23 protein-coding genes are annotated in these 25,572 nt (G+C 69.9%); 3 read left to right on the top strand and 20 right to left on the bottom strand.

Annotated features, from left to right (window positions below; translation table 11 throughout):
- The first annotated feature begins 35 nt into the window (after positions 1-35).
- The gene (locus tag ACLJRL_RS05475; RefSeq protein WP_410654875.1) at positions 36-1,160 is read left to right on the top strand and encodes a serine hydrolase domain-containing protein; all 1,125 of its coding nucleotides are present in this window, start codon (positions 36-38) and stop codon (positions 1,158-1,160) included.
- A gap of 131 nt (positions 1,161-1,291) precedes the next feature.
- On the opposite strand, the gene ACLJRL_RS05470 is transcribed toward ACLJRL_RS05475, so the two are convergent.
- The 4 genes from ACLJRL_RS05470 to ggt form a co-directional block, all read right to left on the bottom strand.
- A complete protein-coding gene (locus ACLJRL_RS05470; protein ID WP_410654874.1) occupies positions 1,292-1,798 on the bottom strand; it encodes a flavoprotein in 507 nt (168 codons plus the stop codon).
- Positions 1,795-3,234, bottom strand: a complete 1,440-nt coding sequence (locus tag ACLJRL_RS05465; RefSeq protein ID WP_410654873.1) for an RsmB/NOP family class I SAM-dependent RNA methyltransferase — start codon at positions 3,232-3,234, stop codon at positions 1,795-1,797. Before ACLJRL_RS05465 ends, ACLJRL_RS05470 begins: the two co-directional genes overlap by 4 nt.
- Complete coding sequence (gene fmt, locus ACLJRL_RS05460) at positions 3,231-4,157, bottom strand: methionyl-tRNA formyltransferase (RefSeq protein WP_410654872.1); 927 nt, start codon at positions 4,155-4,157, stop codon at positions 3,231-3,233. The genes ACLJRL_RS05465 and fmt overlap by 4 nt, the downstream gene beginning before the upstream one ends.
- A gap of 208 nt (positions 4,158-4,365) precedes the next feature.
- Positions 4,366-6,177, bottom strand: coding sequence for a gamma-glutamyltransferase (ggt, locus tag ACLJRL_RS05455; RefSeq protein WP_410654871.1), 1,812 nt, complete (start codon positions 6,175-6,177; stop codon positions 4,366-4,368).
- Positions 6,178-6,275: 98 nt separating this feature from the next.
- Here ggt and ACLJRL_RS05450 point away from each other — a divergent pair, with 98 nt between their 5' ends.
- Positions 6,276-7,667 (top strand): hypothetical protein, encoded by a 1,392-nt coding sequence (locus ACLJRL_RS05450; protein ID WP_410654870.1) that lies wholly within the window; start codon positions 6,276-6,278, stop codon positions 7,665-7,667.
- 94 nt (positions 7,668-7,761) lie between these two features.
- On the opposite strand, the gene ACLJRL_RS05445 is transcribed toward ACLJRL_RS05450, so the two are convergent.
- From ACLJRL_RS05445 to pyrR, 13 genes are all read right to left on the bottom strand, one after another.
- The gene (locus ACLJRL_RS05445) at positions 7,762-9,855 is read right to left on the bottom strand and encodes a primosomal protein N' (protein ID WP_410654869.1); all 2,094 of its coding nucleotides are present in this window, start codon (positions 9,853-9,855) and stop codon (positions 7,762-7,764) included.
- Positions 9,856-9,970: 115 nt separating this feature from the next.
- Entirely contained in the window at positions 9,971-11,173 is a 1,203-nt protein-coding gene (gene metK, locus ACLJRL_RS05440; protein ID WP_410655169.1) for a methionine adenosyltransferase, read from the bottom strand.
- A gap of 95 nt (positions 11,174-11,268) precedes the next feature.
- Positions 11,269-12,489: a bifunctional phosphopantothenoylcysteine decarboxylase/phosphopantothenate--cysteine ligase CoaBC gene (gene coaBC, locus ACLJRL_RS05435; RefSeq protein WP_410654868.1), complete on the bottom strand. Its 1,221-nt coding sequence runs from the start codon at positions 12,487-12,489 to the stop codon at positions 11,269-11,271.
- Complete coding sequence (rpoZ, locus tag ACLJRL_RS05430; protein WP_364025271.1) at positions 12,482-12,748, bottom strand: DNA-directed RNA polymerase subunit omega; 267 nt, start codon at positions 12,746-12,748, stop codon at positions 12,482-12,484. Before rpoZ ends, coaBC begins: the two co-directional genes overlap by 8 nt.
- Positions 12,749-12,753: 5 nt before the next feature.
- Positions 12,754-13,410, bottom strand: coding sequence for a guanylate kinase (gene gmk, locus ACLJRL_RS05425; protein ID WP_410654867.1), 657 nt, complete (start codon positions 13,408-13,410; stop codon positions 12,754-12,756).
- On the bottom strand, positions 13,407-13,724 hold the full coding sequence (mihF, locus tag ACLJRL_RS05420; protein ID WP_364025209.1) for an integration host factor, actinobacterial type: 318 nt from the start codon (positions 13,722-13,724) through the stop codon (positions 13,407-13,409). Before mihF ends, gmk begins: the two co-directional genes overlap by 4 nt.
- Positions 13,725-13,831: 107 nt before the next feature.
- Entirely contained in the window at positions 13,832-14,671 is an 840-nt protein-coding gene (pyrF, locus tag ACLJRL_RS05415; RefSeq protein ID WP_410654866.1) for an orotidine-5'-phosphate decarboxylase, read from the bottom strand.
- Complete coding sequence (carB, locus tag ACLJRL_RS05410) at positions 14,668-17,982, bottom strand: carbamoyl-phosphate synthase large subunit (RefSeq protein ID WP_410654865.1); 3,315 nt, start codon at positions 17,980-17,982, stop codon at positions 14,668-14,670. Before carB ends, pyrF begins: the two co-directional genes overlap by 4 nt.
- Complete coding sequence (gene carA / locus ACLJRL_RS05405) at positions 17,982-19,115, bottom strand: glutamine-hydrolyzing carbamoyl-phosphate synthase small subunit (RefSeq protein ID WP_410654864.1); 1,134 nt, start codon at positions 19,113-19,115, stop codon at positions 17,982-17,984. Before carA ends, carB begins: the two co-directional genes overlap by 1 nt.
- A complete protein-coding gene (locus tag ACLJRL_RS05400; protein ID WP_410654863.1) occupies positions 19,115-19,624 on the bottom strand; it encodes a transporter in 510 nt (169 codons plus the stop codon). The genes carA and ACLJRL_RS05400 overlap by 1 nt, the downstream gene beginning before the upstream one ends.
- Entirely contained in the window at positions 19,621-20,922 is a 1,302-nt protein-coding gene (locus ACLJRL_RS05395; RefSeq protein WP_410654862.1) for a dihydroorotase, read from the bottom strand. Before ACLJRL_RS05395 ends, ACLJRL_RS05400 begins: the two co-directional genes overlap by 4 nt.
- On the bottom strand, positions 20,919-21,866 hold the full coding sequence (locus ACLJRL_RS05390; protein WP_410654861.1) for an aspartate carbamoyltransferase catalytic subunit: 948 nt from the start codon (positions 21,864-21,866) through the stop codon (positions 20,919-20,921). The genes ACLJRL_RS05395 and ACLJRL_RS05390 overlap by 4 nt, the downstream gene beginning before the upstream one ends.
- Positions 21,863-22,474: a bifunctional pyr operon transcriptional regulator/uracil phosphoribosyltransferase PyrR gene (gene pyrR, locus ACLJRL_RS05385; RefSeq protein WP_410654860.1), complete on the bottom strand. Its 612-nt coding sequence runs from the start codon at positions 22,472-22,474 to the stop codon at positions 21,863-21,865. Before pyrR ends, ACLJRL_RS05390 begins: the two co-directional genes overlap by 4 nt.
- Before the next feature lie 260 nt (positions 22,475-22,734).
- On the opposite strand from pyrR, the gene ACLJRL_RS05380 reads away from it, so the two are divergent.
- Positions 22,735-23,223 carry a transcriptional regulator gene (locus ACLJRL_RS05380; protein WP_003096372.1) on the top strand — a complete coding sequence of 163 codons (489 nt, stop codon included), beginning with the start codon at positions 22,735-22,737 and terminating at the stop codon, positions 23,221-23,223.
- Between the two features lie 109 nt (positions 23,224-23,332).
- Here ACLJRL_RS05380 and nusB read toward each other — a convergent pair whose 3' ends face one another.
- From nusB to ACLJRL_RS05365, 3 genes are read right to left on the bottom strand one after another with little or no spacing between them, the layout of a single operon-like run.
- On the bottom strand, positions 23,333-23,812 hold the full coding sequence (gene nusB, locus ACLJRL_RS05375; RefSeq protein ID WP_410654859.1) for a transcription antitermination factor NusB: 480 nt from the start codon (positions 23,810-23,812) through the stop codon (positions 23,333-23,335).
- A complete protein-coding gene (efp, locus tag ACLJRL_RS05370) occupies positions 23,812-24,375 on the bottom strand; it encodes an elongation factor P (RefSeq protein WP_410654858.1) in 564 nt (187 codons plus the stop codon). The genes nusB and efp overlap by 1 nt, the downstream gene beginning before the upstream one ends.
- A gap of 38 nt (positions 24,376-24,413) precedes the next feature.
- On the bottom strand, positions 24,414-25,511 hold the full coding sequence (locus ACLJRL_RS05365) for a M24 family metallopeptidase (RefSeq protein ID WP_410654857.1): 1,098 nt from the start codon (positions 25,509-25,511) through the stop codon (positions 24,414-24,416).
- Between the last annotated feature and the right edge of the window lie 61 nt (positions 25,512-25,572).

Raw genomic sequence — 25,572 nt, 5'->3', positions numbered from 1 at the left:
TGGTCGCGCGGTTCCGGTTTACCTAACTTGGCTTCATGCGAAAAACCTTGCCAGGCAGGAAAATCGTCGCTGTCGGTTCGCTGGTCGCGTTGCTCGCGGCCACCACCGCCGCACCGGCACTCGCCGTGACCAAGCCGGGCGACGAGGTCGACAAGGCACTGAAGACGCTGGTACAGGACGGAGTCCCCGGCGCGCAGGCGACCGTGACGAGCGCGTCCGGGCGGACGTGGTCGGAGCGTGAAGGCGTCGGGAACATCGAGACGAGGACGCCGTTCCCGCGCGGCTCGAAGTTCCGGGCAGGCAGTGTCACCAAGACCTTCGTCGCCGTCGTCGTCCTGCAACTGGTCGCCGACGGAAAGGTGCGGCTGGACACGCCGATCGACCGGTATCTGCCCGGCCTGGTGCGCGGGAACGGCAACGACGGCACCCAGATCACCGTCCGGCAGCTGCTCCAGCACACCAGCGGGCTCCACGACTTCTCCCGCGACATCGACATCGACGAGTGGCGGCATCGCGGCGCCGAACCCGAAGAGCTGATGGCGATCGCCCTCGCGCAGGGGCCGTTGTTCGATCCCGGCAAGGGCTGGTCGTACTCCAACACGAACTACATCGTCGCGGGCATGCTCATCGAGAAGCTGACCCGACGCTCGGTCTCCGACGAGATCGACGCCAGGATCGTGAAACCGCTGGGCCTGCGCGACACCTACCTGCCTCCACGGGATGACGAACGACTGCCGCACCCGCACGCCAGGGGCTACACACCCCGCGACACCGGCCTTGTCGACTTCACCGAACTCGACCCTTCGGCCGCCTGGACCTCCGGCGGCCTCGTTTCGACCGGTGAAGACCTGAACCGCTTCTTCGCCGCGCTCACCGGCGGCAGGCTCCTGCATCGGCCACAGCAGGCGGAGATGCAGCGGACCATGCCCGTGAACCTGGGCGTTCCGGGCGCGGAGTACGGCCTCGGGATCGTGTCGGTCCCGTTGTCGTGCGGCGGGACGTTCTGGGGCCACCGCGGGAGCGTCCCCGGCTTCACCACCCTGTCCGGAGCGATCCCGCACGGCAAGCAGGTGAACGTCGTGCTGAACCAGGATCCGTTGCCGGGCAAGGCGTCGAAGGATCTCTTCACCGCCGTCGACACGGGGTTCTGCGCCTCGTGACCGGCGCAGCCATCGTGGATACTTATTGAGGGGTAAGTACGCCGGAGGGCCGCCGGTGTTGCGAAAGCCTCTTTCGCAACGTTCAAGGTTGCGAAAGAGGCTTTCGCAACACCGCCTCGTGAGATTTCCCGCTAAGGCGCTGGCAGCAGGTTCAGCACGGAGGTCCACGGCGCGTCGATGGTGAGCCTCGTGGTGGTGACGCCCGCCGACGCGAGCGTGTCGAGATGGCGTTGCCAGGCCGGATGGTGCACCCGCGTGTCCTGGATCTGGTAGCCCAGCACGATGGTGATGCCCGGGGTGCCGAGCACGTCGCCGAGCAGGGTCAGCGCCTGGTTGTCGGCGATACCCAGCGCCAGTTTCGCCACGGAGTTCGCGGACGCCGGAGCGAACAGGAACACCGTGGGATCCGGATGGGGCCGGGGTTCGCCCGGCAGCCGTGAAGTGCTGCGGACCGGCAGATCGGTGAACGCCTCGAGTTCACCGATCCCGCCGGTCGTCTCCAGCCAGCGGGCCGCTGTCGGGGTCAGCGTGATCGCGAGATCCCAGCCCCGGTCCGCGGCCGGTTTCGCGAGCTCCGCGGCGAACCGGGTGTCCAGTCCGCCGCAGGAGCTCGCGATCAGGCCGAGAACCCTGCTCACCCGGCGGTTTCCGGCTTCCGCAGGACGGCGCAGAACATCGCGTCGGTGCCGTGGCGATGCGGCCACAGCTGGACGTACGGGCCCTTGCCGAGCTGCGGGACGTCGGGGAAGAACTCCCGCGCGTCGACGATCTCGGCGCCGGCGCGGCGCGCGGTCTCCCCCACGACACCTTCGGTCTCGGCCAGGTGCGGCGAGCAGACGACGTAGGTGACGATGCCGCCGGGCCGGACCAGGTCCAGCGCCGCGGTGATCAGCTGGCCCTGCAGTTTCGTCAGGTCCGAGATGTCACTGGGCTGACGGCGCCAGCGCGCCTCCGGCCGCCGCCGCAGCGAGCCGAGGCCACTGCACGGCGCGTCGACCAGGATGCGGTCGTAGCCCGGTTCGAGCTCGGTTTCGCGGCCGTCGGCGACGTGAATGGTCACCGGAAGCCCACGGACGACGTTCTCGATCAGCTTGGCGCGGTGCGGCGCCTTCTCGACGGCGTCGACGGTGGCACCGCTGATCGACGCGAGCGCGCCCAGCAGCGCGGCCTTGCCGCCCGGGCCCGCGCACAGGTCCAGCCAGCGCACGTCGGTGCCGGTGAGCGGGACCTTCGTGACGGCGACGGCGCACAGCTGGCTGCCCTCGTCCTGCACGGCGGCCAGCTTTTCCTTGACCGGCTCCACATCGCCGGGGTCGCCGGAGCCCGAGGGCATCCGGACGCCGTAGGGCGAGTACGGGGCGACGTCGCCGCCGGTGATGGCGGCCAGTTCGTCGGCGCTGATCTCACCGGGACGGGCGACCAGGTGCACCTCGGGCCGCTCGTCGTCGGCCTCGAGCGCCGCCTTCAGCTCGGCTCCCTTGTCCCCCAGCGCTTCGGCGAAGGAACGCGCGACCCAGCGCGGGTGCGCCGTCCGCAGCGCGTACGCGCCGATCGGGTCGACGGCCTCGTCCGGGGCCAGCTCGTTGAGCCAGGTCTCTTCGTCCTTTTCGGACACCGACCGCAGCACCGCATTGACGAAACCCGCGATCCAGGAACCGACTTCGGCGCGGACGAGGTCCACAGTGGACCCGACGGCGGCGTGCTCGGGGATGCGGGTGCGCAGCAGCTGGTACGCGCCGAGCCGCAGCCCGTCCAGCACGATGGCGTCCACCTTGGCCAGCGAGCGGTCGACGAGGCAGGCCTCGATGACGGCGTCCAGCATGCCGACCGCGCGGCAGGTCCCGTAGGTCAGTTCGGTGGCCAGCGCCGCGTCCCGGCCGGAGATCCGGCGGGTGCGCAGCAGCTCGGGCAGCACCAAGTTCGCGTACGCGTCCTTTTCCCGGACCGCGCGCAGGACGTCGAAGGCGACCTGCCGAGCCGGGTCGATCTCTGGCGGGCGGCTGGGCCCTTCTTTACGCGGGGCCGGGCGGCCTCGCTCCGGCCTCGACGGCCGACGTTCCCTACGCTCGTTCACTGCAGGCGCTCTCCTTGTTCGATCCTCGTACCGCGCGCCCAATCGGTGGCCGCCATCCGCTTCTTGCCCTGCGCCTGTACTTCGCCCAGCCGCACCGGTTTCGACGCCGTGCCGACCAGGACCCGCTTGCGTTCGACGACCAGTTCACCCGGCGGGGGGCCCGGCTCGTCGACGACCGTCACCGGCCCGAGCTTCAACCGCTCGCCGCGGAACTCCGCCCACGCGCCCGGTTCCGGGCTGACCGCGCGAATCTGCCGGTCGACCGCGGAACCCGGGTCGGCGAACGAGACGCGCGCGTCCTCGACGGTCACCTTGGGCGCGTAACTCACGCCGTCACCGGTCTGCTCGACCGCGCGCAGCGTGCCGTCGGCGATTCCGTCCATCGTGGACACGAGCAGTTTCGCACCGGACTCCGAAAGCCTGCCGAGCAGTTCCCCGGCGGTGTCGGTGACGGCGATCTGCTCGGTGAGCACGCCGTAGACCGGGCCCGCGTCGAGTTCCTTGACGATCCGGAACGTCGAGGCGCCGGCGATCTCGTCACCGGCGCGGATCGCGGCCTGGACCGGCGCGGCGCCGCGCCACGCGGGCAGCAGCGAGAAGTGCAGGTTGACCCAGCCGTACTCGGGGATGTCCAGCGCGGCTTGGGGCAGCAGCGCCCCGTATGCGACCACGGGGCACGCGTCGGGCGCGATCTCCGCGAGCCGGGCGAGGAACGCGGGGTCGCTCGCCTTGGGCGGGGTCAGCACCTCGATCCCGTGCTCGTCGGCCAGCGCGCCGATCGGGGACCGCACGACGCGGCGGCCGCGGCCGGCCTGCGCGTCCGGCCGGGTGACGACCGCGACGACCTCATGCCGCTCGGACGCCAGCAGCGCGCGCAGCGAAGGGACGGCGGGCTCGGGGGTGCCGGCGAAGACGAGGCGCATCAACGCACCTCCACCATGGGGACGGGTACCTCTGACTGGGCGAACATCGCCGCTCAGTCTAGAAGGACCCTGCTCACCTGGCGCGCTCGCTGTCCCTCTGATGCGCCGTCGCGCGCTATGAACGACTCGTTACTTGCGAATTCTGCAAGTAACGAGTCGTTCATAGCGCGTCCAGGAGCGCAACTAGAGGACTGAACGCGGGCCGGGGCTACCGGTGCGGCCAGGGCAGCACGACGGCCGCGGAGCCACCGCCCCGCCGGGTGGGCTCGGCGGCGGCGAGCCACCGGCCGTCCCGCAGCCGCTCGACGCCGGTCGCGGCGCCGATCTCCGCGGGAGCCGTCGAGAAGCCCTGCTTCTTGGCCGTGAGAATCCGCAGCACTTCGGTCTGGTCGAGGAACGCCTGCTCCACCTGCGCGGCCGCCGAGTTCCGCTGCGAAACGCGCGGTTCGGCGATCGCGTCGATCAGCTTCAGGCCGCGGTCGATGCGGCCGGTCAGGATCTGCAGCACGGTGGTGATGATCGACGCGCCACCGGGCGAACCGACGGCGAGCAGCGGCTTGCCGTGGTCGAGCACGATGGTCGGCGCCATCGACGAGCGCGGCCGCTTGCCGGGGCCGGGCAGGTTCGGGTCGGGCACGCCCGGCGTCACCGGGGTGAAGGAGAAGTCGGTCAGTTCGTTGTTGAGCAGGAACCCGCGGCCCGGTACGACGATGCCACTGCCGCCCTCCGACTCGATGGTCAGCGTGTAGGCGACGACGTTGCCCCACTTGTCGGCGACCGTGAGATGCGTGGTGTTCTCGCCCTCGTACGGCGTCGGCGCCGCGTTCGTCCCGGCGGCACACGGCACCGGGTTACGCGGGTCGGCGGGCGCGACCGGGCTCACCCCGGCCTGCGCCGGATCGATCAGGCAGGCACGGCTGTCGGCGAACTTCTGGCTGATCAGTTCCTTCGCCGGGACGTCGACGAACGCCGGGTCGCCGATCCATCGGTTGCGGTCGGCGAAGGCGTACCGGGTCGACTCGAGGAAGTTGTGCAGGTAGTCGGCCTTCTCCAGCTTGCTCAGCTTCTTGTTCTCGAGGATGTTCAGCGCCTCGCCGACGGTCAGCCCGCCGGACGACGGCGCCGGCATCCCGTAGACGTCGAGACCGCGGTATTCGGTCTTGGTCGGCTTCCGCTCGACGACGCGGTACTTGGCGAGGTCGGCGGCGGTCATGTCGCCGGGGCGCACGTTCAGCGCCGAGGCGGGATCGACCGGCGGCGTCCGCACGGTCTTCACCACGTCCGCGCCGATCTGCCCGCGATAGAGCACGTCGGTGCCCTTCGCGGCGAGTTGCGCATACGTGCCGGCGAGGTCCGGGTTCTTGAACGTCGTACCGACCGCGGGCGGCGCTCCGCCGGGCAGGTACAGCGACCGGGTCGACGGGAACGCCGCGAAGCGGGCGGCGTTGTTGGTGATCTGGTTGCTGAAGGTCTGGTCGACGGTGAAGCCTCTGCGGGCGAGTTCTTCGGCGGGCTTGACCGACTTCGCCAGCGACCTGGTCCCCCACTTACGCAGGGCCTCCTGCCAGGTGGCGGGTGTACCGGGGACGCCGACGCCGAGTCCGCTGGTGACGGCCTCGGCGAACGGGATCGCCTTGCCGTTCTCGACGAAGAGGTTCTCGTTCGCGCTGGACGGCGCGGTCTCGCGGCCGTCGAGAGTGTGCACCTTGCCGGTGCGCGCGTCGTAGTAGACGAAGAAACCGCCACCGCCGAAACCGGCGGAGAACGGGTCGGTGACGCCCAGCGCGGCGGCGGTCGCGACGGCCGCGTCGACGGCGTTGCCACCCTCGCGCAGGATCTTCGTGCCGATCGCGGTCGCGTCCGCGTCGATACTCGACACCGCGCCCAGGTAGCCGACGGCGACCGGCGACTTGGCCGTCGGTGGAGCGGCCGCCGCGGTGCCCGGCACGGCGGCGGCGAGGAGGGTGGCGATCGCGGTGACTGTGGTGAGGCGTCCCAAAGTGCTTCTGTGCGCGGCCATGGCGCGAGTCTGCCCCGCCTGTCCACCCCGGACAAGACCCCGCCCGGCCCTGCGAAGGTCGGTAGTGCGGCACGATCTCGGCGAGCAGAATGCGGTTCATGATGCTCCCAGGCAAGCGATGGAGAATCCTGCTCCCGCTCCTCGCGGCCGTCCCCGTCTTCGTGGCGCCCGGTGTGGCGCAGGCCGAAAGTCCGCGCGACTGCTTCGACGGCTCCGCGGTGATCACCGTCGAGGAACGGCGGCTCACCGCGACGCTTCCGGCCGGTGGCCCCGCCGTCGGCCCGGAACTCGTCCGGCTCGCCGGCTTCGACAAGCTCGTCTCGGACTTCACGACCCGCCTCTGCTCGACGAAAACCGCCTCGCGTGCCGAGAAGCTGGCCGAAATCACCGGTGCCGGGCTGTGGCGGACCGCCGTCGACCGCGCGCAGGGCCGCCGTCCGGATCTCGGAAGCATCGACGCGGCCGACGACCGGCCGTTGTACTGGGCGCGCCTGCAGATGAGCAAGGCGCTGCGCCAATGGACGCCGCGGTTCCCGCTTTCCGCGACCGCGCGGGCGAACCTGCTGAAGACGTTCGACTTCGGTGCCCGCGGTCTCGACGACTCCCGTTTCCCGCTCGGCCCGTCGCTGCGCCGGGTACTGGTGAGCGGCTTCGACCCGTTCACGCTCAACGGCGCGGGCGTCCGGATCGCGAACCCGTCCGGCGCGGCCGCGCTGCACCTGGACGGCAAGGTCGTCCAGACCCCGGCCGGGCCCGCGCTGGTGCAGGCGGTGTCGTTCCCGGTGGTGTGGAGCTACTTCGACACCGGCATCGTCGAAGCGGCCTACGGCAAGGCGCTCGCGGACCGGTTCCGCCGCCCGGAACTGATCATGACCATCAGCCAGGGCCGCCCCGGCCGGTTCGACATCGAGCGGTGGGCCGGTGCCTGGCGCGGCGGTTTCCCGGACAACCTCGACGAGTCCGTCGCCGGCGGGGTCCCGCCCGCGCGAGGCTGGCCGCAGCCTGACGTCCAGTTCATCGAAACCACGCTGCCGTACGAAAAAATGCTCGCCGCGCCCGCCGGGGAGTACCAGGTTCTGTACAACCAGGCGTTCTGCGTCTGGCCGGACAGCACGAAGCCGGGGACCGGGACCGCGGTGTGCCGGACGGACGCGCCGAAGCCCGGTGAGATCGCCGCTTCCGGTGGCGGCGGAAATTATCTGTCGAACGAATCCATGTATCGCAGCAACCGGTTGCGGACCGGACTCGGCCTGGCCGGTGTCGCGGGCGGGCACCTGCACACGCCCGTGCTCGGCACGCCTGCCGACCCGGCGGCCCTGACCGACGCCGGCTTCGAGGCTCGACGGGCGGCGATCTCCTCGCAGATCGTCAGCCTGCTCACCGCCGCCCTCGGCGACACCCCGGCTCCGAGTGCCACGAAGCCCGCCACGCCCGCTCCGGACGCTTCGGCTCGCGCCGACGTCCTCGCCGTCCCGGGCACGACGCTCTAAACCCCGCGTTAAACCCCTCGCGTTTCGTCCTCTACTTGCGCTGGTTCGACGTCGAACTACCGCAAGTAGAGGACGAAATGCGGGCTGCCGGGGGCTAGATGAGTTCCAGCGGGTCGAGCTGGATCCGGATGGGTTCGGTGGCCTTACGGGCATCGCGGCGCGCGGCGGCCGCGTGGATCGCCGCGGCGAGGGCCTTGCCGTCCGGACGCGCGACCCGGACGAGGGCGCGTTCGCGTTCGGCGTTGCCGTCCTCGTCGACCTCGCCGAGCGGCACCGGGCCCAGCACCTCCCCGGTTTCCGGCAGGGCGAGATCGCCGAGCAGCCCGGCGACCGCTTCCGGGGTGCCTTCGATACTCGCCATCCGCATCGCGGGCGGGAAGCCGAGTTCGCGGCGTTCGGAAAGCTCCTGGCTCGCGTGCCAGGACGGGTCCCAGCGCACCAGCGCCTGCACGACGGCGAGACCCGCTTCAGCGCCGACGAACACGCGGCCGCCGTCGGTTCCTGGCCGGACCAGGGCCGCGGCCGCCATCCAGCGGCGCAGGGTCTCCTCCCCCGCGCGCAGATCCTGACGTCCCAGCAGCGCCCAGCCGTCCAGCAGCAACGCGGCGCCGTAGCCGCCTTCCGCGACCGGCTCGGCTCCCGGCGTGCACACCACCAGCGCCGGTTTTCCGGGCACCGAAGCCAAAACCTCCGACGCACCCGACGTCCGCACGGAGAATCCGGAGAACGCGCGGCCGAGTTCCTCCGCGGTTCGCTTGGAGCCGACGACGACCGCCCGCAACCGCACGGAACCACAGGCGGTGCAATGGAAGTTCGTCTCGGGGACACCGCACCACCGGCAGGCGGGCGGTTTCGGCGAGCCGTCGATCGTGCCGCCGGGCAGGGAAAGCGGGCCCGCGCAACGACGGCAGTGGGCCGACGTCCGGCAGTTGCCGCACGCGAGCCCTGGCACGTAGCCACGACGAGGAACCTGCACCAGGACAGGGAATCCGGCGGCCAGCGACTGCCGAGCCGCCTCGAAGGCGACCGAAGGAAGCCGTGCCGCCTTCGCCGCTTCATCACGCGCGACGTCGAAGTCCTCGCCGACCGGCGTGACGCGCGGCGCGGCGGCCCGCAGTTCGGAACGGCCCGCGACGACCGGTTGCGCCCAGCCGGATTCCACCAGGAACTGCGCCTCGGCCGTACGCGCGAACCCGGCGACGAGCATGGATCCCTTCGCGGCGTGCGCCCGGTCCATCAGCACATCGCGGACGTGCGGGTACGGGGCGTGCTGATCGAGGTGGACGTCGTCGCCGTCGTCCCACACCACGAACAGGCCGGGGTCGGTGACCGGCGCGAACATCGCCGCCCGCGTGCCGACGACGACACGCACCGCGCCGCGCGAAACCGCGAGCCAGCGGCGATAGCGCTCGGCCGGGCCCAGCCCGGCGATCAGCGCGACCACCGCGTCCGCGCCCAGCAACTCGGTACACGCGTGGTGCAGGCGGGTCAGATCGCGGTGATCGGGGACGACCATCACGGCGCCGCGTCCGGTGGCGGAGGCCACCGCGGCGGCTTCGGCGAGGCGGCGCGGCCAGTCCTCACCCGGCAGGGCCTGCCAGACGGCGTTGGCCGGACGCCGTTCCGCCACGGCCTCCAGGAAACCGGGCCCGTTCTGGTACTTCTCCCAAGCTGCGGTGTCGGGAGCCTCCGGTGACGGCGCGGCCTCGGCGGGCGCCTCCCCCTCGACCTTCGCGTGCCGGGACGGGATGGCGAGGCGCAGGACGTCGCTGAGGGTGCCGCCGTAGCGGTCCGCGACCGAGCGACAGAGCGTGTGCAGCGCCGGGGTGAGCACCGGCTCGCTGGAGGTCACCCTGTCGATATACGCGAGCTTGCCGGTGAATTCCGTGGTGTCCGCGCGTTCGACGAGATAGCCGTCGACGAGCTGGCCCGCGAACCGCACGCGGACCCGGCAGCCGGGGATGGCGGCCTCGTGCAGCTTCTCCGGGATCCGGTAGTCGAAGGTGCGGTCGAGGTGCGTGAGCGGGATGTCCACGACGATCCGGGCAACCGGGTTCTCGGGCGCGGGCTGCTGCGCGCCACGCCGTTCGGCGGCCTTCGAGCGCGCCGGTTTCGCCTTCCGCGCCGGTTCGGCCTTCGGAGGCTCGGGAAGCTCCCAAAGCGGGGTGGGTTCGGAACTGCTGCTCACCCGGTGATCTCTACCAGACTCCCCCGACACAGCCTGTCACCACGTGCAATGAACGGGCCGTTCCTTGCAAAATTTGCAAGGAACGGCCCGTTCATAGCACTACTGGACCGAGGGATCAGGCGCCCGCGGCCGACTTCAGCGCCGCCGAACGCGTCGTGCTCTCCCACGGGAGTCCCAGCTCGGGACGGCCGAAGTGGCCGTACGCGGCCGTCGGCGCGTAGATCGGGCGCAGCAGGTCGAGATCGCGGATGATCGCGGCCGGACGCAGGTCGAAGACCTCCGTGATGGCGGCCTGGATCTTCGACGGGTCGACCGTCTCGGTGCCGAAGGTCTCGACGAAGAGGCCCACCGGGGCCGCCTTGCCGATCGCGTAGGCGACCTGGACCTCGGCGCGCGAGGCGAGACCGGCGGCGACGACGTTCTTCGCCACCCAGCGCATCGCGTACGCGGCCGAGCGGTCCACCTTGGACGGGTCCTTGCCGGAGAACGCGCCACCACCGTGGCGGGCCATGCCGCCGTAGGTGTCGACGATGATCTTGCGGCCGGTCAGGCCCGCGTCACCCATCGGGCCGCCGATGACGAAGCGGCCGGTCGGGTTGACCAGCAGCCGCACGTTGGAGGTGTCGAGGCCGAGCTCGGCGATCTCCGGGGCGACCACGTGCTCGCGGACGTCGACGCCGAGCATCTGCTCCAGGTCGATGCCGTCCGCGTGCTGGGTGGACACGACCACCGTGTCGAGCCGCACCGGCTGGTCGCCGGCGTACTCGATGGTGACCTGGGTCTTGCCGTCCGGGCGCAGGTACGGCAGCACGCCGTCCTTGCGGACCCGGGTCAGGCGCTGCGAGAGCCGGTGCGCGAGCGCGATCGGCAGCGGCATCAGCTCGGGGGTGTCCGAGCAGGCGTAGCCGAACATCAGGCCCTGGTCGCCGGCGCCCTGGCGGTTGATCTCGTCCTCGTCGGACTCGACGCGGGACTCGTAAGCGGTGTCGACACCCTGCGCGATGTCGGGCGACTGCGAGCCGATCGCGACGTTGACGCCGCAGGAGTTCCCGTCGAAACCCTTGGCCGAAGAGTCGTAGCCGATCTTCAGGATCACGTCGCGGACGATGGTCGGGATATCCGCGTAGGCCTCGGTGGTCACCTCGCCGGCGACGTGGACCTGGCCGGTGGTGATGAGGGTTTCGACCGCCACCCGGCTCCGCGGGTCCTTGGCGAGCAGGCCGTCGAGGATCGAATCGCTGATGGCGTCGCAAATCTTGTCGGGATGACCTTCAGTCACCGATTCCGACGTGAACAGTCTGCTGGTGGACGCGGTCACGGTGGCCGTCACTTCCTCACCTAGACGTCTGATGCCCAGAGAGTTAGGCACCCCTTAGTTGTGTTCAAGCGTACTGACTATCGTTCGAGACTCAGTCAACGCTTCATCAAGGTCACAACAGCGTCCCACAATGTGGACGCCAGCTCCGCCTTGGCGCCGAGCGGGATGGGGATCTCGGTCCCGTCGGACCCGAGGAGCCACCCCGAGTTGTCCTCGGTCCCGAACGCCTTTCCTTCACCGACGGCGTTCACCACCAGCAGGTCCGCACCCTTGCGCTTCAATTTGACCCTGGCGTGGTCGAGCACGCCACCCCTATCGTCCCCGGTTTCCGCGGCGAACCCGACGACCAGCTGGCCTTCCGTCCGGTTCCGCACGAGTTCGGCGAGGATGTCCGCGTTGCGGGCGAGTTCGACCACCGGGTCCGGCGCGTCGTCGGACTTCTTGATCTTGTGCTCGGCCCGGTTCGACGGCCGGAAGTCGGCGACGGCGGCGGCCATCACGACGACGTCGGCGGACGCGGCTTCGGCGTGCATCGCCTGGCGCAGTTCCTCGGCCGTCGACACGTGGAGGACCTTCGCGCCCGCGGGATCCGGCAGCGCGACGGTGTGCGCGGTGACCAGGGTGACCTCGGCGCCGCGCTGGGCGGCGACCCGGGCCAGCGCGTAGCCCTGTTTGCCGGACGAGCGGTTGCCGAGATAGCGGACCGGGTCGAGCGGCTCACGGGTTCCACCGGCCGAAATCGCCACGCGCACGCCTTCGAGGTCACGCGGGAGGGCGTTCGGCAGGGCGAGCAGGAGCCGGGCGAGGTCGACGATCTCGGCCGGGTCGGCCAGACGCCCCTTGCCGGTGTCCGTGCCGGTGAGCCTGCCGGCGGCGGGTTCGGCGACGACCAGCCCGCGCGAGCGCAGCAGCGCCACGTTGTCGCGGGTGGCCGGGTGCTCCCACATCTCGGTGTGCATCGCCGGGAAGAAGGCGACCGGGCACCGGGCGGTGAGCAGGGTGTTCGTCAGCAGATCGTCCGCGATGCCGTGCGCCGCCTTCGCCAGCAGGTTCGCCGTGGCGGGCACGATCAGCACCAGGTCGGCTTCCTTGCCGACGCGGACGTGCTGGACCTCGGGCACCTCCGTGAACACACCGGTGTGCACCGGGTGCCCGGACAGTGCCTCGAAGGTGGCCGCGCCGACGAAGTTCAGCGCGGCTTCGGTGGGGACCACGCGGACGTCGTGACCGGATTCGGTCAGTCCGCGCAGAACCTCACAGGCCTTGTAGGCGGCGATCCCGCCGCCTACGCCCAGAACGATCCTGGGTTTACTCACCCTCGGTGTGCTCGAGCAGGCCACCGTGGATCTCGCGCAGCGCGATGGAGAGCGGCTTCTCCCGCGGACCCGGCTCGACCAGCGGGCCGACGTACTCCAGGAGTCCCTCGCCCAGCTGGGCGTAGTAGTCGTTGATCTGGCGGGCGCGCTTGGCCGCGTAGATCGCCAGGGCGTACTTCGAGCTGACCTTTTCGAGCAGGTCGTCGATCGGCGGGTTGGTGATGCCTTCGAGCTCTTCGTGAATACCGAGCGTGGACATGGTCGTCACTCGTGGTGCTCCGAATCTTCAAGTGTCTGGTCGCCGATTATCAAGTTTAGCAACTGCTCGGCGGCGTCCCGCACGTCGGCGTTGACGACACGCTCGTCGAACTCCCCCGCGGCGGCCAGTTCCCGCTCGGCTTCGGCCAGCCGGGCCTTCACGGCGGCCTCGTTCTCGGTACCGCGACCGGTCAGCCTGCCGACCAGTTCGTCCCACGACGGCGGCATCAGCATCACCAGCCGGGCCTCCGGCATCGCCCTGCGGACCTGCCGCGCGCCCTGGAGTTCGATCTCCAGTACGGCGTTGCGCCCGGCGTTCAAGGCCCGCTCGACGGGCTCACGCGGGGTGCCGTAGCAGTTCCCGGTGAACTCGGCGTATTCGAGCAGCCTGTCGCCGGCGACCATGCGGTCGAACTCGGCCCGGTCGATGAAGTGATAGTGCTCGCCGTCGACCTCACCCGGCCTCGGTTTCCTGGTGGTCACCGAGACACTGAAGTAGATCTCCGGGTCCAGCTTGCGCAGCTCCCCCACCACGCTCGACTTCCCGACGCCCGAGGGCCCTGAGACGACCGTGAGCCGGTGCCGGGGGTTTCCCCCCGCCACCGGCTCACCGCCGCGGTCAGCGCCCGGTAGCACCGGGTGGTCCTGACCGACGCCGCTCACTCGCCGCTGAATTCGGCCAGCAGCGCCTTGCGCTGCCGGTCGCCGAGGCCGCGAAGCCGACGGCTGGGTGCGATCTCCAGTCGTTCCATGGTCTGCTGGGCGCGGACCTTGCCGACACCCGGAAGAGCCTCGAGCAGAGCCGAGACCTTCATCTTGCCGAGGACCTCGTTCTCCTCGGCCTGCTTCAGCACCTCGACCAGAGTGGTACCGCCCCGCTTCAGCCGCTCCTTCAGCTCAGCACGGATGCGGCGGGCGGCGGCGGCCTTCTCCAGCGCCGCAGCGCGCTGTTCCTCTGTCAGCTGGGGAAGTGCCACGTTTTCCTCCGGTAGTTCTCAAATCTGGGTGGGTGTGGCGACGGTACCCACCCGTTACCTCGGCCCACAATGCGGGGGTGGCCGGTCATGACCGATTCCCGGGCCTGCTATTGGCCTTTTTCCTGGGGTCCGAGGGAATCCCGTGTCCTCCGAACGGCCGCACGCAACGCCTCGGGGTCCGGCCCGTGCTTGAGCACGTCGCGGGACGACGCGGGAAGTACGCCGGGCAGTCCCGGCCCGAAAAGTGCCCGCAAATCGGCCGGAGTGGCTCCTTGCGCCCCGAAACCGGGTGCCAGGACGGGACCGTTCAGCTGGCTCAGATCGAGTTCTCCGGGCGTGATCGTGGCCCCGACGACGACACCGATGTCACCGAGCGGCCCGACGCCCGCGTTGTACGCGGCCGCCGTGTCGACGATGTCCTGCGCGACGGTCTTTCCGTTGGGCAGCAAGGCATTCTGCAATCCCTGCGCTTCCGGGTTGGAAGTGCGCGCGAGGACGAACAGACCCTTGCCTTGCGTCTGCGCAACGTCGATCGCGGGGGCCAGTGAGCCGAAACCGAGGTACGGGGACACGGTGATGGCGTCGGCTTCGAGTTCCGCGCCGGCGGGCAGGAAGGCCGCCGTGTACGCCGCCATCGTGGAACCGATGTCCCCGCGTTTGACGTCCAGCAGGACGAGCGCGCCCGCTTCCCGGCATACCTTCATCGTCTTGGCCAGAACGGCGACCCCAGGAGGCCCGTAGGCCTCGAAAAAGGCCGACTGGGGCTTGATCACCGCGACCTCGGGCGCGATCGTCTCAGCGGCCGTGAGGGCGAACTTCTCCAAACCGCCCGCGTCCGCGGAGAGACCCCACGCCTGGAGCAACCCCGGATGGGGGTCGATCCCGGCGCAGAGCGATCCCTTTTCCGCGACCGCCCGCGCCAGCCTCGCCCCGAACCGTTCGCTCATGCCTTGGCCTTCAGCGCCGCCTGGAGGCTCTGCAGCGAGCGCACGCCGATGTCGCCCTTGATGACGGCCTCTATCCCGTGCACGGCCGCCGCCGCGCCCTGCACCGTGGTGATGCAGGGGATGTCCCGCGACACCGCGGCGGTGCGGATCTCGTAGCCGTCGATGCGGGGACCGCTGTTGCCGTACGGGGTGTTGATCACCATCTGCACGCCGCCACCGAGGATGACGTCCACGATGTTCGGCTCCTCGGCGGTGGAACCCTCGTAGTGCTTGCGCACGACGGTGCAGGGAATCCCGTTGCGCCGCAACACTTCCGCGGTACCCGAGGTGGCGAGGATCTCGAAACCGAGGTCCGCCAGCCGCTTCACCGGGAACACCAGCGAGCGCTTGTCGCGGTTGGCGACGGAGACGAACACCTTGCCCGAGGTCGGCAGCGAACCGTAGGCCCCGGCCTGGGACTTGGCGAACGCCTTCCCGAAGGAGACGTCGACGCCCATGACCTCGCCGGTGGACTTCATCTCCGGGCCGAGCAGCGAGTCGACGCCGTGGCCCTCGGGGGTGCGGAAGCGGTGGAACGGCAGGACCGCCTCCTTGACCGCGACCGGCGAGTCGGCGGGCATATGGCCCCCGTCACCCTCGGCCGGGAGCACCCCGGACTCGCGCAGTTCCTTGATCGACGAGCCGGTCATGATCAGCGCGGCCGCCTTGGCCAGCGGCACGGCGGTCGCCTTCGACACGAACGGCACCGTCCGCGAGGCACGCGGGTTGGCCTCCAGGACGTACAGGACGTCGTCCTTGAGCGCGTACTGGACGTTCAGCAGCCCGCGGACGCCGACGCCGCGCGCGATGGCCTCGGTCGAGCGGCGCACCGTCTCGATGTCGGTCCGGCCCAGCGTTATCGGCGGCAGCGCGCACGACGAGTCGCCGGAGTGGATCCCGGCCTCCTCGATGTGCTCCATGACGCCGCCGAGGAAGAGGTCGTCGCCGTCGAACAGCGCGTCGACGTCGATCTCGATGGCGTCGTCGAGGAAGCGGTCCACCAGCACCGGGTGCTCGGGGGTGACCTCGGTGGCGCGGTGGATGTAGCCGGCGAGGGACTCCTCGTCGTAGACGATCTCCATGCCGCGTCCGCCGAGCACGTAGGACGGCCGCACCAGGACCGGGTAGCCGATCTTGTCGGCGATCCGCTTCGCGCCCTCGAACGAGGTCGCCGTGCCGTACTTCGGCGCGGGCAGCCCGGCGTCGGTGAGGACCTCGCCGAACGCGCCGCGGTCCTCGGCGAGGTGGATCGCGTCCGGGGAGGTGCCGATCACCGGGACACCGGCGTCGGCGAGGCGCTTCGCGAGCGAGAGCGGGGTCTGGCCGCCCAGCTGCACGATGACCCCGGCGACGGTGCCCGACTCCTGCTCCGCGTTGACGACTTCCAGGACGTCCTCGAAGGAGAGCGGCTCGAAGTAGAGCCTGTCCGAGGTGTCGTAGTCGGTGGAGACGGTTTCGGGGTTGCAGTTGACCATGACGGCCTCGAAACCGGCCTCGCGCAAGGCGATCGCGGCGTGGACGCACGAGTAGTCGAACTCGATGCCCTGCCCGATGCGGTTCGGCCCGGAGCCGAGGATCAGCACCTTCGGCTTCTCGGTCTGCGCCGTGATCTCCGACTGCGCCGCGGGATCGGTCTCATAGGCCGAGTAGTGGTACGGCGTCTTGGCCGCGAACTCGGCCGCGCAGGTGTCGACGGTCTTGTACACCGGCCGCACGCCGAGACGGCGGCGCAGCGCGCGGACGCCGTCCTCACCGGCCAGCTCGGGCCGCAGCGCGGCGATCTGCTGGTCGGACAGGCCGGTGCGCTTCGCCCGCCGCAACAGCGGCTCGTCCAGCACCAGCGCGTCGCGGACCTCGGAGCCGACCTCGCCGATGAGGGCGATCTGGTCGATGAACCACGGGTCGATCCCGGAGGCCTCGTGGATCTGCTCGACGGTGCCGCCGAACCGCAGGGCGCGCTCGACCTCGTAGAGCCGCCCGTCGTGCGGTGTGCGCAGGAGGTCCAAAGTGGACTCCAGCGTCGCGCCCTCGGCGTCGGGGCGGGTCCAGAAACCGGTGGCCTTGGTGTCGATGGACCGCAGGGCCTTGCCGAGCGCCTCGGGGAAGCTGCGGCCGAACGACATCGCCTCGCCGACGCTCTTCATCGTCGTGGTCAGCGTCGGGTCCGCGCCGGGGAACTTCTCGAAGGCGAACCGCGGCACCTTCACCACGACGTAGTCCAGCGCCGGCTCGAAGGCCGCCGGGGTCTCGCCGGTGATGTCGTTGCGGATCTCGTCGAGCGTGTAGCCGATGGCGAGCTTCGCGGCGATCTTGGCGATCGGGAAGCCGGTCGCCTTCGACGCCAGCGCGCTCGAACGCGAGACACGCGGGTTCATCTCGATGACGACCATGCGGCCGTCTTCCGGGTTGATCGCGAACTGGATGTTGCAGCCGCCGGTGTCGACGCCGACCTCGCGCAGCACCGCGATGCCGACGTCGCGCATGTGCTGGTACTCGCGGTCGGTCAGGGTCATCGCGGGCGCGACGGTGACCGAGTCGCCGGTGTGCACGCCCATCGCGTCGATGTTCTCGATCGAGCAGACGACCACCACGTTGTCGTGCCGGTCGCGCATGAGCTCGAGCTCGAACTCCTTCCAGCCGAGCACGCTCTCCTCGATGAGCACCTCGGTGACCGGCGACTCGTCGAGGCCGGTGGTGGCGAGCCGCTCGAGTTCCTCGTCGGTGTGCGCCATGCCCGAGCCGAGCCCGCCCATGGTGAACGACGGCCGGATGACGACCGGGAGGCCGACCTCGACGACGGTCGCGCGGACCTCGTCCATGTCGTGGCAGACCCGCGAGCGCGGCACCTCGGCGCCGATCGTGCGGACGATGTCCTTGAACTTCTGCCGGTCCTCACCGCGCTGGATGGCGTCGATGTCGGCGCCGATCAGCTCGACACCGTACTTCTCCAGGACGCCGCGATCGTGCAGGGCGACAGCGCAGTTCAGCGCCGTCTGCCCGCCCAGGGTCGCGAGGATCGCGTCGGGGCGCTCCTCGGCGATGACCTTCTCTACGAAGTCCGGGGTGACCGGCTCGATGTAGGTGGCGTCGGCGAACTCGGGGTCGGTCATGATGGTCGCCGGGTTCGAGTTCACCAGCGAGACGCGCAGGCCCTCTTCGCGCAGCACGCGGCAGGCCTGCGTGCCGGAGTAGTCGAACTCGGCCGCCTGGCCGATCACGATCGGCCCGGAGCCGATGACCAGCACGTGCTGGATGTCTGTCCTCTTCGGCATTACTTCGCCTTCTCCATCAAGCCAACGAACTCATCGAACAGGGGGGCCGCGTCGTGCGGGCCGGCGGCGGCCTCGGGGTGGTACTGCACCGAGAACGCGGGGATGTCGAACGCGCGGACACCTTCGACGGTGTCGTCGTTCGGGCAGTAGTGCGAGATCTGCGCGGCGCCGAACGGCGTCTCGAACCGCTGTCCCGGTTCGCCTTCGAGGGCGAAACCGTGGTTCTGCGCGGTGATCGCGACCCGCTTGGTCGCCACGTCGATCACCGGGATGTTGATCCCGCGGTGGCCGTAGCGCATCTTGTAGGTGCCCAGTCCCAGCGCGCGGCCGAGGATCTGGTTGCCGAAGCAGATGCCGAACAGCGGGATCTCGCGCTGCAGCACGGACTTCGTCAGCTCGGTCGCGTGCGCGGTGGTCGCCGGGTCGCCGGGGCCGTTGGACAGGAACACGCCGTCCGGCTCGATCGCCAGCAGTTCGTCCACAGTGGACGTCGAGGGCAGGACGTGCACCTCGATGCCGCGCGCGGCCATCATCCGCGGGGTGTTGGACTTGATTCCCAGGTCCAGCGCGACCACGCGGAAGCGGGTCTCCCCCGCCGGCGAGACCACGTACGGCTGCTTGGTGGTGACCTCGCCGGCGAGGTCGGAGCCCTTCATCTGCGGGCTGGCCTTCACCTCGGCGAGCATGTCCTCGTCGGTGCCGAGCGCGTCACCCGAGAAGACGCCGGACCGCATGGCGCCCTGCTCGCGCAGGTGCCGGGTCAGCGTGCGGGTGTCCACCTCGGAGATCCCGACGACGCCCTGGCGTTCCAGTTCCTCGTCCAGCGTGCGCTTGGAGCGCCAGTTGGACGGGGTGCGCGCCGGGTCGCGGACGACGTAACCCGAGACCCAGATGCGGGAGGACTCGTCGTCCTCGTCGTTCCAGCCGGTGTTGCCGATCTGCGGCGCGGTCTGGACCACGATCTGCCGGTGGTAGGAGGGGTCGGTCAAGGTCTCCTGGTAGCCGGTCATGCCGGTGCAGAACACCGCCTCGCCCAGGCTCCGTCCGCGCGCTCCGTACGCGGAGCCACGGAACACCCGGCCGTCTTCCAGTACCAGCGCGGCCGGTGTGCGGGTGCCGTTCACGGTGCTCATCAGGCACCTCCCTTGATTTCGTTGCGAGTGTCTTGCAAAGCTTCGATCCACTGTGGATAGTCGTCGACGTCGTCGCCGCGGAATCCGGTGTCCAGTTCGACGTCTCCGGCGAGCCAGGTGATGACCAGCAGGGCGTCGATGCCCATCACCTTCCCGGCCATGCCCTTGGCCTTGCGGACGCCGGTCACCGCGGTGCGCGGGATCCAGAAGTCCGGGCCGCCGCCGCGTTCGATGGCGATGCCGTCGTCGTGCAGCCGCCAGACCGCGCCGGTGCGCAGGCCGGCGCCGCGGGTGACCACGCGGTCCTGCCAGTGCCCCGCCGTCGTCGTGCTGACGTAGAGGCCGGTCGACTCGATCAGCGCGTCGCCGGGCTCCGCGGGGATGTCCGCGAACAGCGGGATCTGCACGCTCTGGGCGCGCGACTTCCGCCGCCAGCCGCGCCACATCAGGAAGACGCAGAACAGGAAGAAGGCGAAGACCGCCAGGGTCAGCAGAATCCGGTCGCTCATTGCGTGATCTTCCCTTCCCGCGCGGTGATCCGCCCGCGCAGCAACGTCGCCGTCACCACGCCGGGGAGCCGCATTCCTTCGTACGGGGTGTTGGCCGCGATACTCGCGAGCTCCACGCCCCGGACGGTCCATTCCGTGTCCGGGTCCACCAGTGTCAGGTTGGCGGGTTCGCCGACCTCGATCGGACGGCCGTGGTCGGTCAGGTTGCCGATCTCGGCCGGCCGCTCGCTCATCACCCGGGCGACGCCCCGCCAGTCGAGCAGGCCGGTGCGGACCATGGTCTCGACCACGATCGACAGCGCGGTCTGGAGACCGAGCATGCCGGGGCGGGCCGAGTTCCACTCGCAGTCCTTGTCCTGGACCGCGTGCGGCGCGTGGTCGGTGGCCACGCAGTCGATGACGCCCTCGGCCAGCGCGGCGCGCAGCTTCTCGGCGTCGGACCCGGTGCGCAGCGGCGGGTTGACCTTGTTGATCGGGTCGTAGGTGGCGAGCCGCTCGTCGGTCAGCAGCAGGTGGTGCGGGGTGACCTCGGCCGAGACCTGGGTGCCGCGCTCCTTGGCCCATCGCAGGATGTCGGCCGTGCCCGACGTCGAGACGTGGCAGACGTGCAGCCGCGCGTTGGCGTGCCGCGCGAGCAGGCAGTCGCGGGCGACGATCGATTCCTCGGCCGACGCGGGCCAGCCGGTGTAGCCCAGGCGCGCGGACTGCTCGCCCTCGTGCGCCTGGGCGCCGACGGTCAGCCGCGGCTCCTCGGCGTGCTGCGCGATGACCACGCCGAGCGCGGTCGAGTACTCCAGCGCGCGGCGCATCAGCAGCGGGTCGGCGACGCAGAGGCCGTCGTCGGAGAAGACCTTCACCTTCGCCTCGGACTTCGCCATGGTGCCGAGTTCGGCGAGCCGCTCGCCCTTGAGGCCCACGGTGACCGCGCCGACCGGGTGCACGTCGACCAGCCCGGCCTCCTGGCCGCGCCGCCACACGTGGTCGACGATCACCGCGTTGTCGGCCACCGGGTCGGTGTTGGCCATGGCGAACACCGCCGTGTAGCCGCCGAGCGCGGCCGCGGCCGAACCGGTGGCGATGGTCTCGGTGTCTTCGCGGCCGGGTTCACGCAGGTGGGTGTGCAGGTCGACGAAACCGGGGAGCAGCACCTGGCCGGCCGCGTCGATCACTTCGGCGTCTGTGTCGTCGGCGGGGACTTCGAGGGCACCGAGATCGGTGATCACGCCGTCCTCGATGAGCACGTCGACCGGGTCGCCCTCTCCGTAGGGGCGGGCGCCCTTGATCAGGACGGTGGTCACGCGGCGGCTCCTTCGCTGGCGAGCAGGTGGTAGAGGACCGCCATGCGTACGTGGACGCCGTTGCGGACCTGTTCGGTGATGGCCGAGGCCGGGGAGTCGGCGACCGCCGAAGCGATCTCCATCCCGCGCAGCATCGGGCCGGGGTGCAGGACGACGGCGTGCTCGGGCAGCAGCTTCATCCGCCGCTCGTTGAGGCCGTAGGCGATCGAGTACTCACGCGCCGAAGGGAAGAAGCTCTGCCCTGGCCCCCCGGCTGACATGCGCTCCGCCTGGACCCTCAGCATCATGACCGCGTCGACCGCGGGCAGTTCGGCGTCGAGTTCGTGCGACACCGTGACCGGCAGGCTTTCCACCCCGGCGGGCAGCAGGGTCGGCGGTGCGACGAGCACCACCTCGGCGCCCAGCGAGGACAGCAGGTGGATGTTCGACCGCGCGACCCGGCTGTGCAGGACGTCGCCGACGATCGCGATCCGGCGTCCCTCGAACGAACCGAGGCGCTCCCGCAGCGTCGCCGCGTCGAGCAGTGCCTGCGTCGGATGCTCGTGGGTGCCGTCGCCCGCGTTGACGACCGCTGTCCCGGCCTCGGCGAGCCAGCCCGAGAGCCGTTGCGCCGCACCGGAAGCGGGGTGGCGGATGATCACGCAGTCGGCACCGGCCGCGGCCAGTGTCAGCGCCGTGTCCCGCAGCGATTCGCCCTTGTTGACCGAGGAACTGGACGCGGAGACGTTGATCACGTCGGCGCTCATCCACTTCCCGGCGATCTCGAACGAGACGCGGGTGCGGGTCGAGTTCTCGTAGAACAGCGTGATGACGGTGCGGCCCCGCAACGTCGGGAGCTTGCGGACCTCGCGGCCCAGCAGGGTGTGCTTGAGCTCTTCGGCGGTGTCCAGCACGGCTGTCGCGAGCGCCGGGTCGAGCCCGTCGGTGGCGAGCAGGTGCTTCACGATCGATCTCCTTCTGGTGAAGCGCTCTCATTCAACGACCGCAGCAGAACCGAGTCCCGTCCGTCCACTTCGGACAGCAGGACCTCGATGCCTTCGGCACGCGAGGTGGGCACGTTCTTGCCCACGTAGTCGGCGCGGATCGGCAGTTCGCGGTGCCCCCGGTCGACCAGCACGGCCAGCTGGACCGCGCGGGGGCGGCCGTGGTCGCGCAGGGCGTCAAGGGCGGCGCGGATGGTGCGGCCGGAGAACAGCACGTCGTCGACCAGGATCACCACCGCGTCGTCGATACCGGTCGGCGGCAGCTGCGAATGTTCGAGCGCGCGGGGCGGGCGGCGGCGCAGATCATCACGGTAGAGCGTGATGTCCAGCGTGCCCGTGGGCGGACGGACGCCGGAGAATTCGGCGATCTTGTCCGCGAGCCGCAGGGCGAGCGGAGTACCCCGGGTGGGGATGCCCAGCAACACGGGTGGAGTCGAGCCTCCGGCACCGAGAGCGGTCTTCTCGATGACCTGATGGGCCATTCGGGCGATCGTGCGCGCGACATCGCCGGTCGAGAGGAGCTCACGCTCTCCCGCCGGTTCCGCCGCGCCACGCGGACGTGACGACAAGGCGGACCTCCTTCCCCGCCTCTCTGGACGGGTCCTTAAAGGACGTCGACTTCCTGCGTAGCGAGGAAATCGAGTCGACACTAGCAGGAGCGGAGGCTCAGTCTTACGGGTGGCGCGCCCCAGGTGACGAAGGCCTCTCGAAAGCACCCGCTTGACCTGGTGACAACTATGCGTAACCATTACTCTGAGTATTCGACTCTAGGAGTCCCCTGGACCGGTCACCTCGACCGGTTGGGGGTGAGGAAACGGAGAACCACCAGATGGGCGATTACGCCAAGGCGCTCGGGGCCAAGCTCCGCGGGATCCGCCAGCAGCAGGGCCTGTCCCTGCACGGGGTGGAGCAGAAGTCCGGAGGCCGCTGGAAGGCCGTCGTCGTCGGTTCGTACGAGCGTGGCGACCGCGCCGTCACCGTGCAGAAGCTCGCCGAGCTGGCCGATTTCTACGGCGTGCCGGTGGTCGAACTGCTGCCGGAGGGCCGGGTGCCCTCGGGAGCCGAACCCGCTACGAAGATCGTCATAAACCTCGAGCGGCTACAGCAGCTCCCGGCGGAGAAGGTCGGGCCGCTCGCCCGCTACGCCGCCACCATTCAGAGCCAGCGCGGTGACTACAACGGCAAGGTGCTCTCCATCCGCACCGAAGACCTGCGCTCGCTGGCGATCATCTACGACATGACCCCCGGTGAACTCACCGAGCAGCTGATCGACTGGGGCGTGCTGCCGCCCGAGGCTCGACCATCCAAAGAGGACTAGAGATGGCGACGTTTTCGGTCCGGGGGGACCGGAAACGCCAACCGGCACCATCAAGCATGAGAACGGGCCGTGCCTTCGGAAGAGGACACGGCCCGTTGCAGTACGTCTTCTAGAGGACGGCCCTGAGCCTGTCGGCGATGGTGCCGATCCGGCCGAGCACGCCGTTCACGAACCGCGGCGAATCGTCCGTCGAGAGCTCCTTCGCGAGACCGACGGCCTCGTCGATGGCGACCGGGTCCGGCACGTCCGAGGCCCACAGCAGCTCGTAGACGCCGACCCGCAGCACCGCCAGATCCACCGGCGGCATCCGGTCCAGCGTCCAGCCCTGAGCGTGCTCGGAGAGCAGCTCGTCGATCTGGGCACGGCGCCCGGTCACGCCCTCGACCAGCGAGACCGTGTAGTCGCCGATCGGGTCCACCTCGACCGAACCGACCCGGTCCGCCAGCAGCGTCACCGCGTCGGTACCGCGCTGGGCGGCCTCGTACATCATCTCGACGGCACGCTTGCGGGCCTGGCGACGGCTGATCGGCCCGCCGCGGTTCGGTGACTTCTTGGATCGATCCTGCCCGAACTTGTCTGCAGCGGCCATCAGTTGGAGACGCGGCCCAGGTAGCGGCCGTCACGAGTGTCGACCTTGATCTTCTCGCCGGTGGTGAGGAACAGCGGCACCTGGATCTCGGCGCCGGTCTCCAGGGTGGCCGGCTTGGTGCCACCGGTGGAGCGGTCGCCCTGCAGACCCGGGTCGGTGTGCTGCACGAGCAGCTCGACCGAGGTCGGCAGCTCGATGTACAGCGGATTGCCCTCGTGCACCGCGACCTGGACCTCGGTGTTCTCGAGCAGATAGTTCGCGTTGTCCCCGACGGTCATGGCCAGCACGGTGATCTGGTCGTAGGTCTCCGAGTCCATGAACACGAAGTCCTGGGCGTCCTTGTACAGGTAGGTCATGTTGCGCCGGTCGACGGTGGCCGTCTCGACCTTCGTGCCCGCGTTGAAGGTCTTGTCGACGACCTTCCCGGTCAGCACGTGCTTGAGCGTGGTGCGCACGAAGGCGCCGCCCTTACCCGGCTTGACGTGCTGGAACGCGGTGACGGTCCACAGCTGGCCCTCGAGGTTGAGGACGATCCCGTTCTTCAGGTCGTTGGTGGTGGCCACGAGTGTGCAGTCTCCTGTGTCGATCTTCCGGGCCGCCGTCAGACGACCACGAGTTCCTTGGTGCTCAGCGTGAGGAGTTCGGGCGTACCTTCCCGCACGACCAGCGTGTCCTCGATGCGCACGCCACCGCGGCCGGGCAGATACACACCAGGCTCGACGGTGACCGCCATACCGGCGGTCAGTGTACCGACGCCGGTGGCGGCGAGACTGGGCGCCTCGTGCACCTGCAGCCCGACACCGTGGCCGAGGCCGTGACCGAACTCGTCACCGTGCCCGGCGTCGACGATCACATTGCGCGCCGCCTTGTCCACTTCGGACACTTCGGCGCCGGGGAGAACGGCGTCACAACCGGCTTCCTGCGCGCCCCGGACCAGCTCGTAGACCTCTTCCTGCCAGGCCGCGGGCTTGCCGAGGACGAAGGTGCGGGTCATGTCGGAGTGGTAGCCGTCGACGGTGGCGCCGAAGTCGATCTTGACGAAGTCGCCCGTCGCGAGCACGGACGAGGTCGGCCGGTGATGCGGGATCGCGGAATGCGCGCCCGCCGCGACGATGGAGTCGAACGACGGCGCCGTCGACCCGTGCCCGAACATGCGGTTCTCCAGGTCGCGGGCGACGTCCAGTTCGGTGCGGCCCGGCCGCAGCCCACCGGCGGACACCAGGTCCTCCAGCGCCCTGTCCGCCGCGGCGCACGCCTGGCGCAGCGCCTCGATCTCCTGCTCGTCCTTGACCAGCCGCAGTTGCTCCACCAGCCCGGGCGTGCGGACCAGGTCGACGCGGTCGAAGCGCACCTTCAGGTCCTCGTGCTGCTCGACACTGACGTGCTGGCTCTCGAACCCGGTCTTGCCGAACTCCCGGGTCTTCGAGGCGGCCAGGTCGGCGAGCTTCGCCGCGCTCGCCCGATCGAGTACCCGCTCCAGGTCGGGCACCTCCGTCTCCGACTGGACCGTGTAGCGGCCGTCGGTGCAGAAGATCGTCTTGTCGTCCCCGCTCCCGTGGACGAGGAGAGCGGCGTTGGACCCGGTGAAGCCGGTCAGGTACCTGATGTTGAGCAGGTCGGTGACCAGCAGCGCGTCCACCCCGGAGTCGGCCAGCAGGGAACGCAGCGCCGCGCGGCGGCGAGAGAAGTATTCACGCACTGGCTTATTATGTCGCGCGCTGACGGAAACGTCTCGCAGGGCAAAGAGGCGCGCGACGGTG

Origin of the sequence: Amycolatopsis sp. lyj-112, assembly GCF_046549055.1 — a bacterium.
Taxonomy (GTDB): Bacteria; Actinomycetota; Actinomycetes; order Mycobacteriales; family Pseudonocardiaceae; genus Amycolatopsis.
The sequence above is the reverse complement of the archived record's forward strand: the minus strand, read 5'-3'. Positions and strand labels throughout refer to the sequence as shown.

Excerpts from the sequence above, each read along its gene's own strand:
- ACLJRL_RS05475 (WP_410654875.1), top strand. The coding sequence starts at position 36 with ATGCGAAAAACCTTGCCAGGCAGGAAAATCGTCGCTGTCGGTTCGCTG.
- fmt (WP_410654872.1), bottom strand. The coding sequence starts at position 4,157 with ATGCGCCTCGTCTTCGCCGGCACCCCCGAGCCCGCCGTCCCTTCGCTG.
- ggt (WP_410654871.1), bottom strand. The coding sequence starts at position 6,177 with ATGGCCGCGCACAGAAGCACTTTGGGACGCCTCACCACAGTCACCGCG.
- ACLJRL_RS05450 (WP_410654870.1), top strand. The coding sequence starts at position 6,276 with ATGATGCTCCCAGGCAAGCGATGGAGAATCCTGCTCCCGCTCCTCGCG.
- rpoZ (WP_364025271.1), bottom strand. The coding sequence starts at position 12,748 with ATGTCCACGCTCGGTATTCACGAAGAGCTCGAAGGCATCACCAACCCG.
- pyrF (WP_410654866.1), bottom strand. The coding sequence starts at position 14,671 with ATGAGCGAACGGTTCGGGGCGAGGCTGGCGCGGGCGGTCGCGGAAAAG.
- carB (WP_410654865.1), bottom strand. The coding sequence starts at position 17,982 with ATGCCGAAGAGGACAGACATCCAGCACGTGCTGGTCATCGGCTCCGGG.
- carA (WP_410654864.1), bottom strand. The coding sequence starts at position 19,115 with ATGAGCACCGTGAACGGCACCCGCACACCGGCCGCGCTGGTACTGGAA.
- ACLJRL_RS05400 (WP_410654863.1), bottom strand. The coding sequence starts at position 19,624 with ATGAGCGACCGGATTCTGCTGACCCTGGCGGTCTTCGCCTTCTTCCTG.
- ACLJRL_RS05380 (WP_003096372.1), top strand. The coding sequence starts at position 22,735 with ATGGGCGATTACGCCAAGGCGCTCGGGGCCAAGCTCCGCGGGATCCGC.
- nusB (WP_410654859.1), bottom strand. The coding sequence starts at position 23,812 with ATGGCCGCTGCAGACAAGTTCGGGCAGGATCGATCCAAGAAGTCACCG.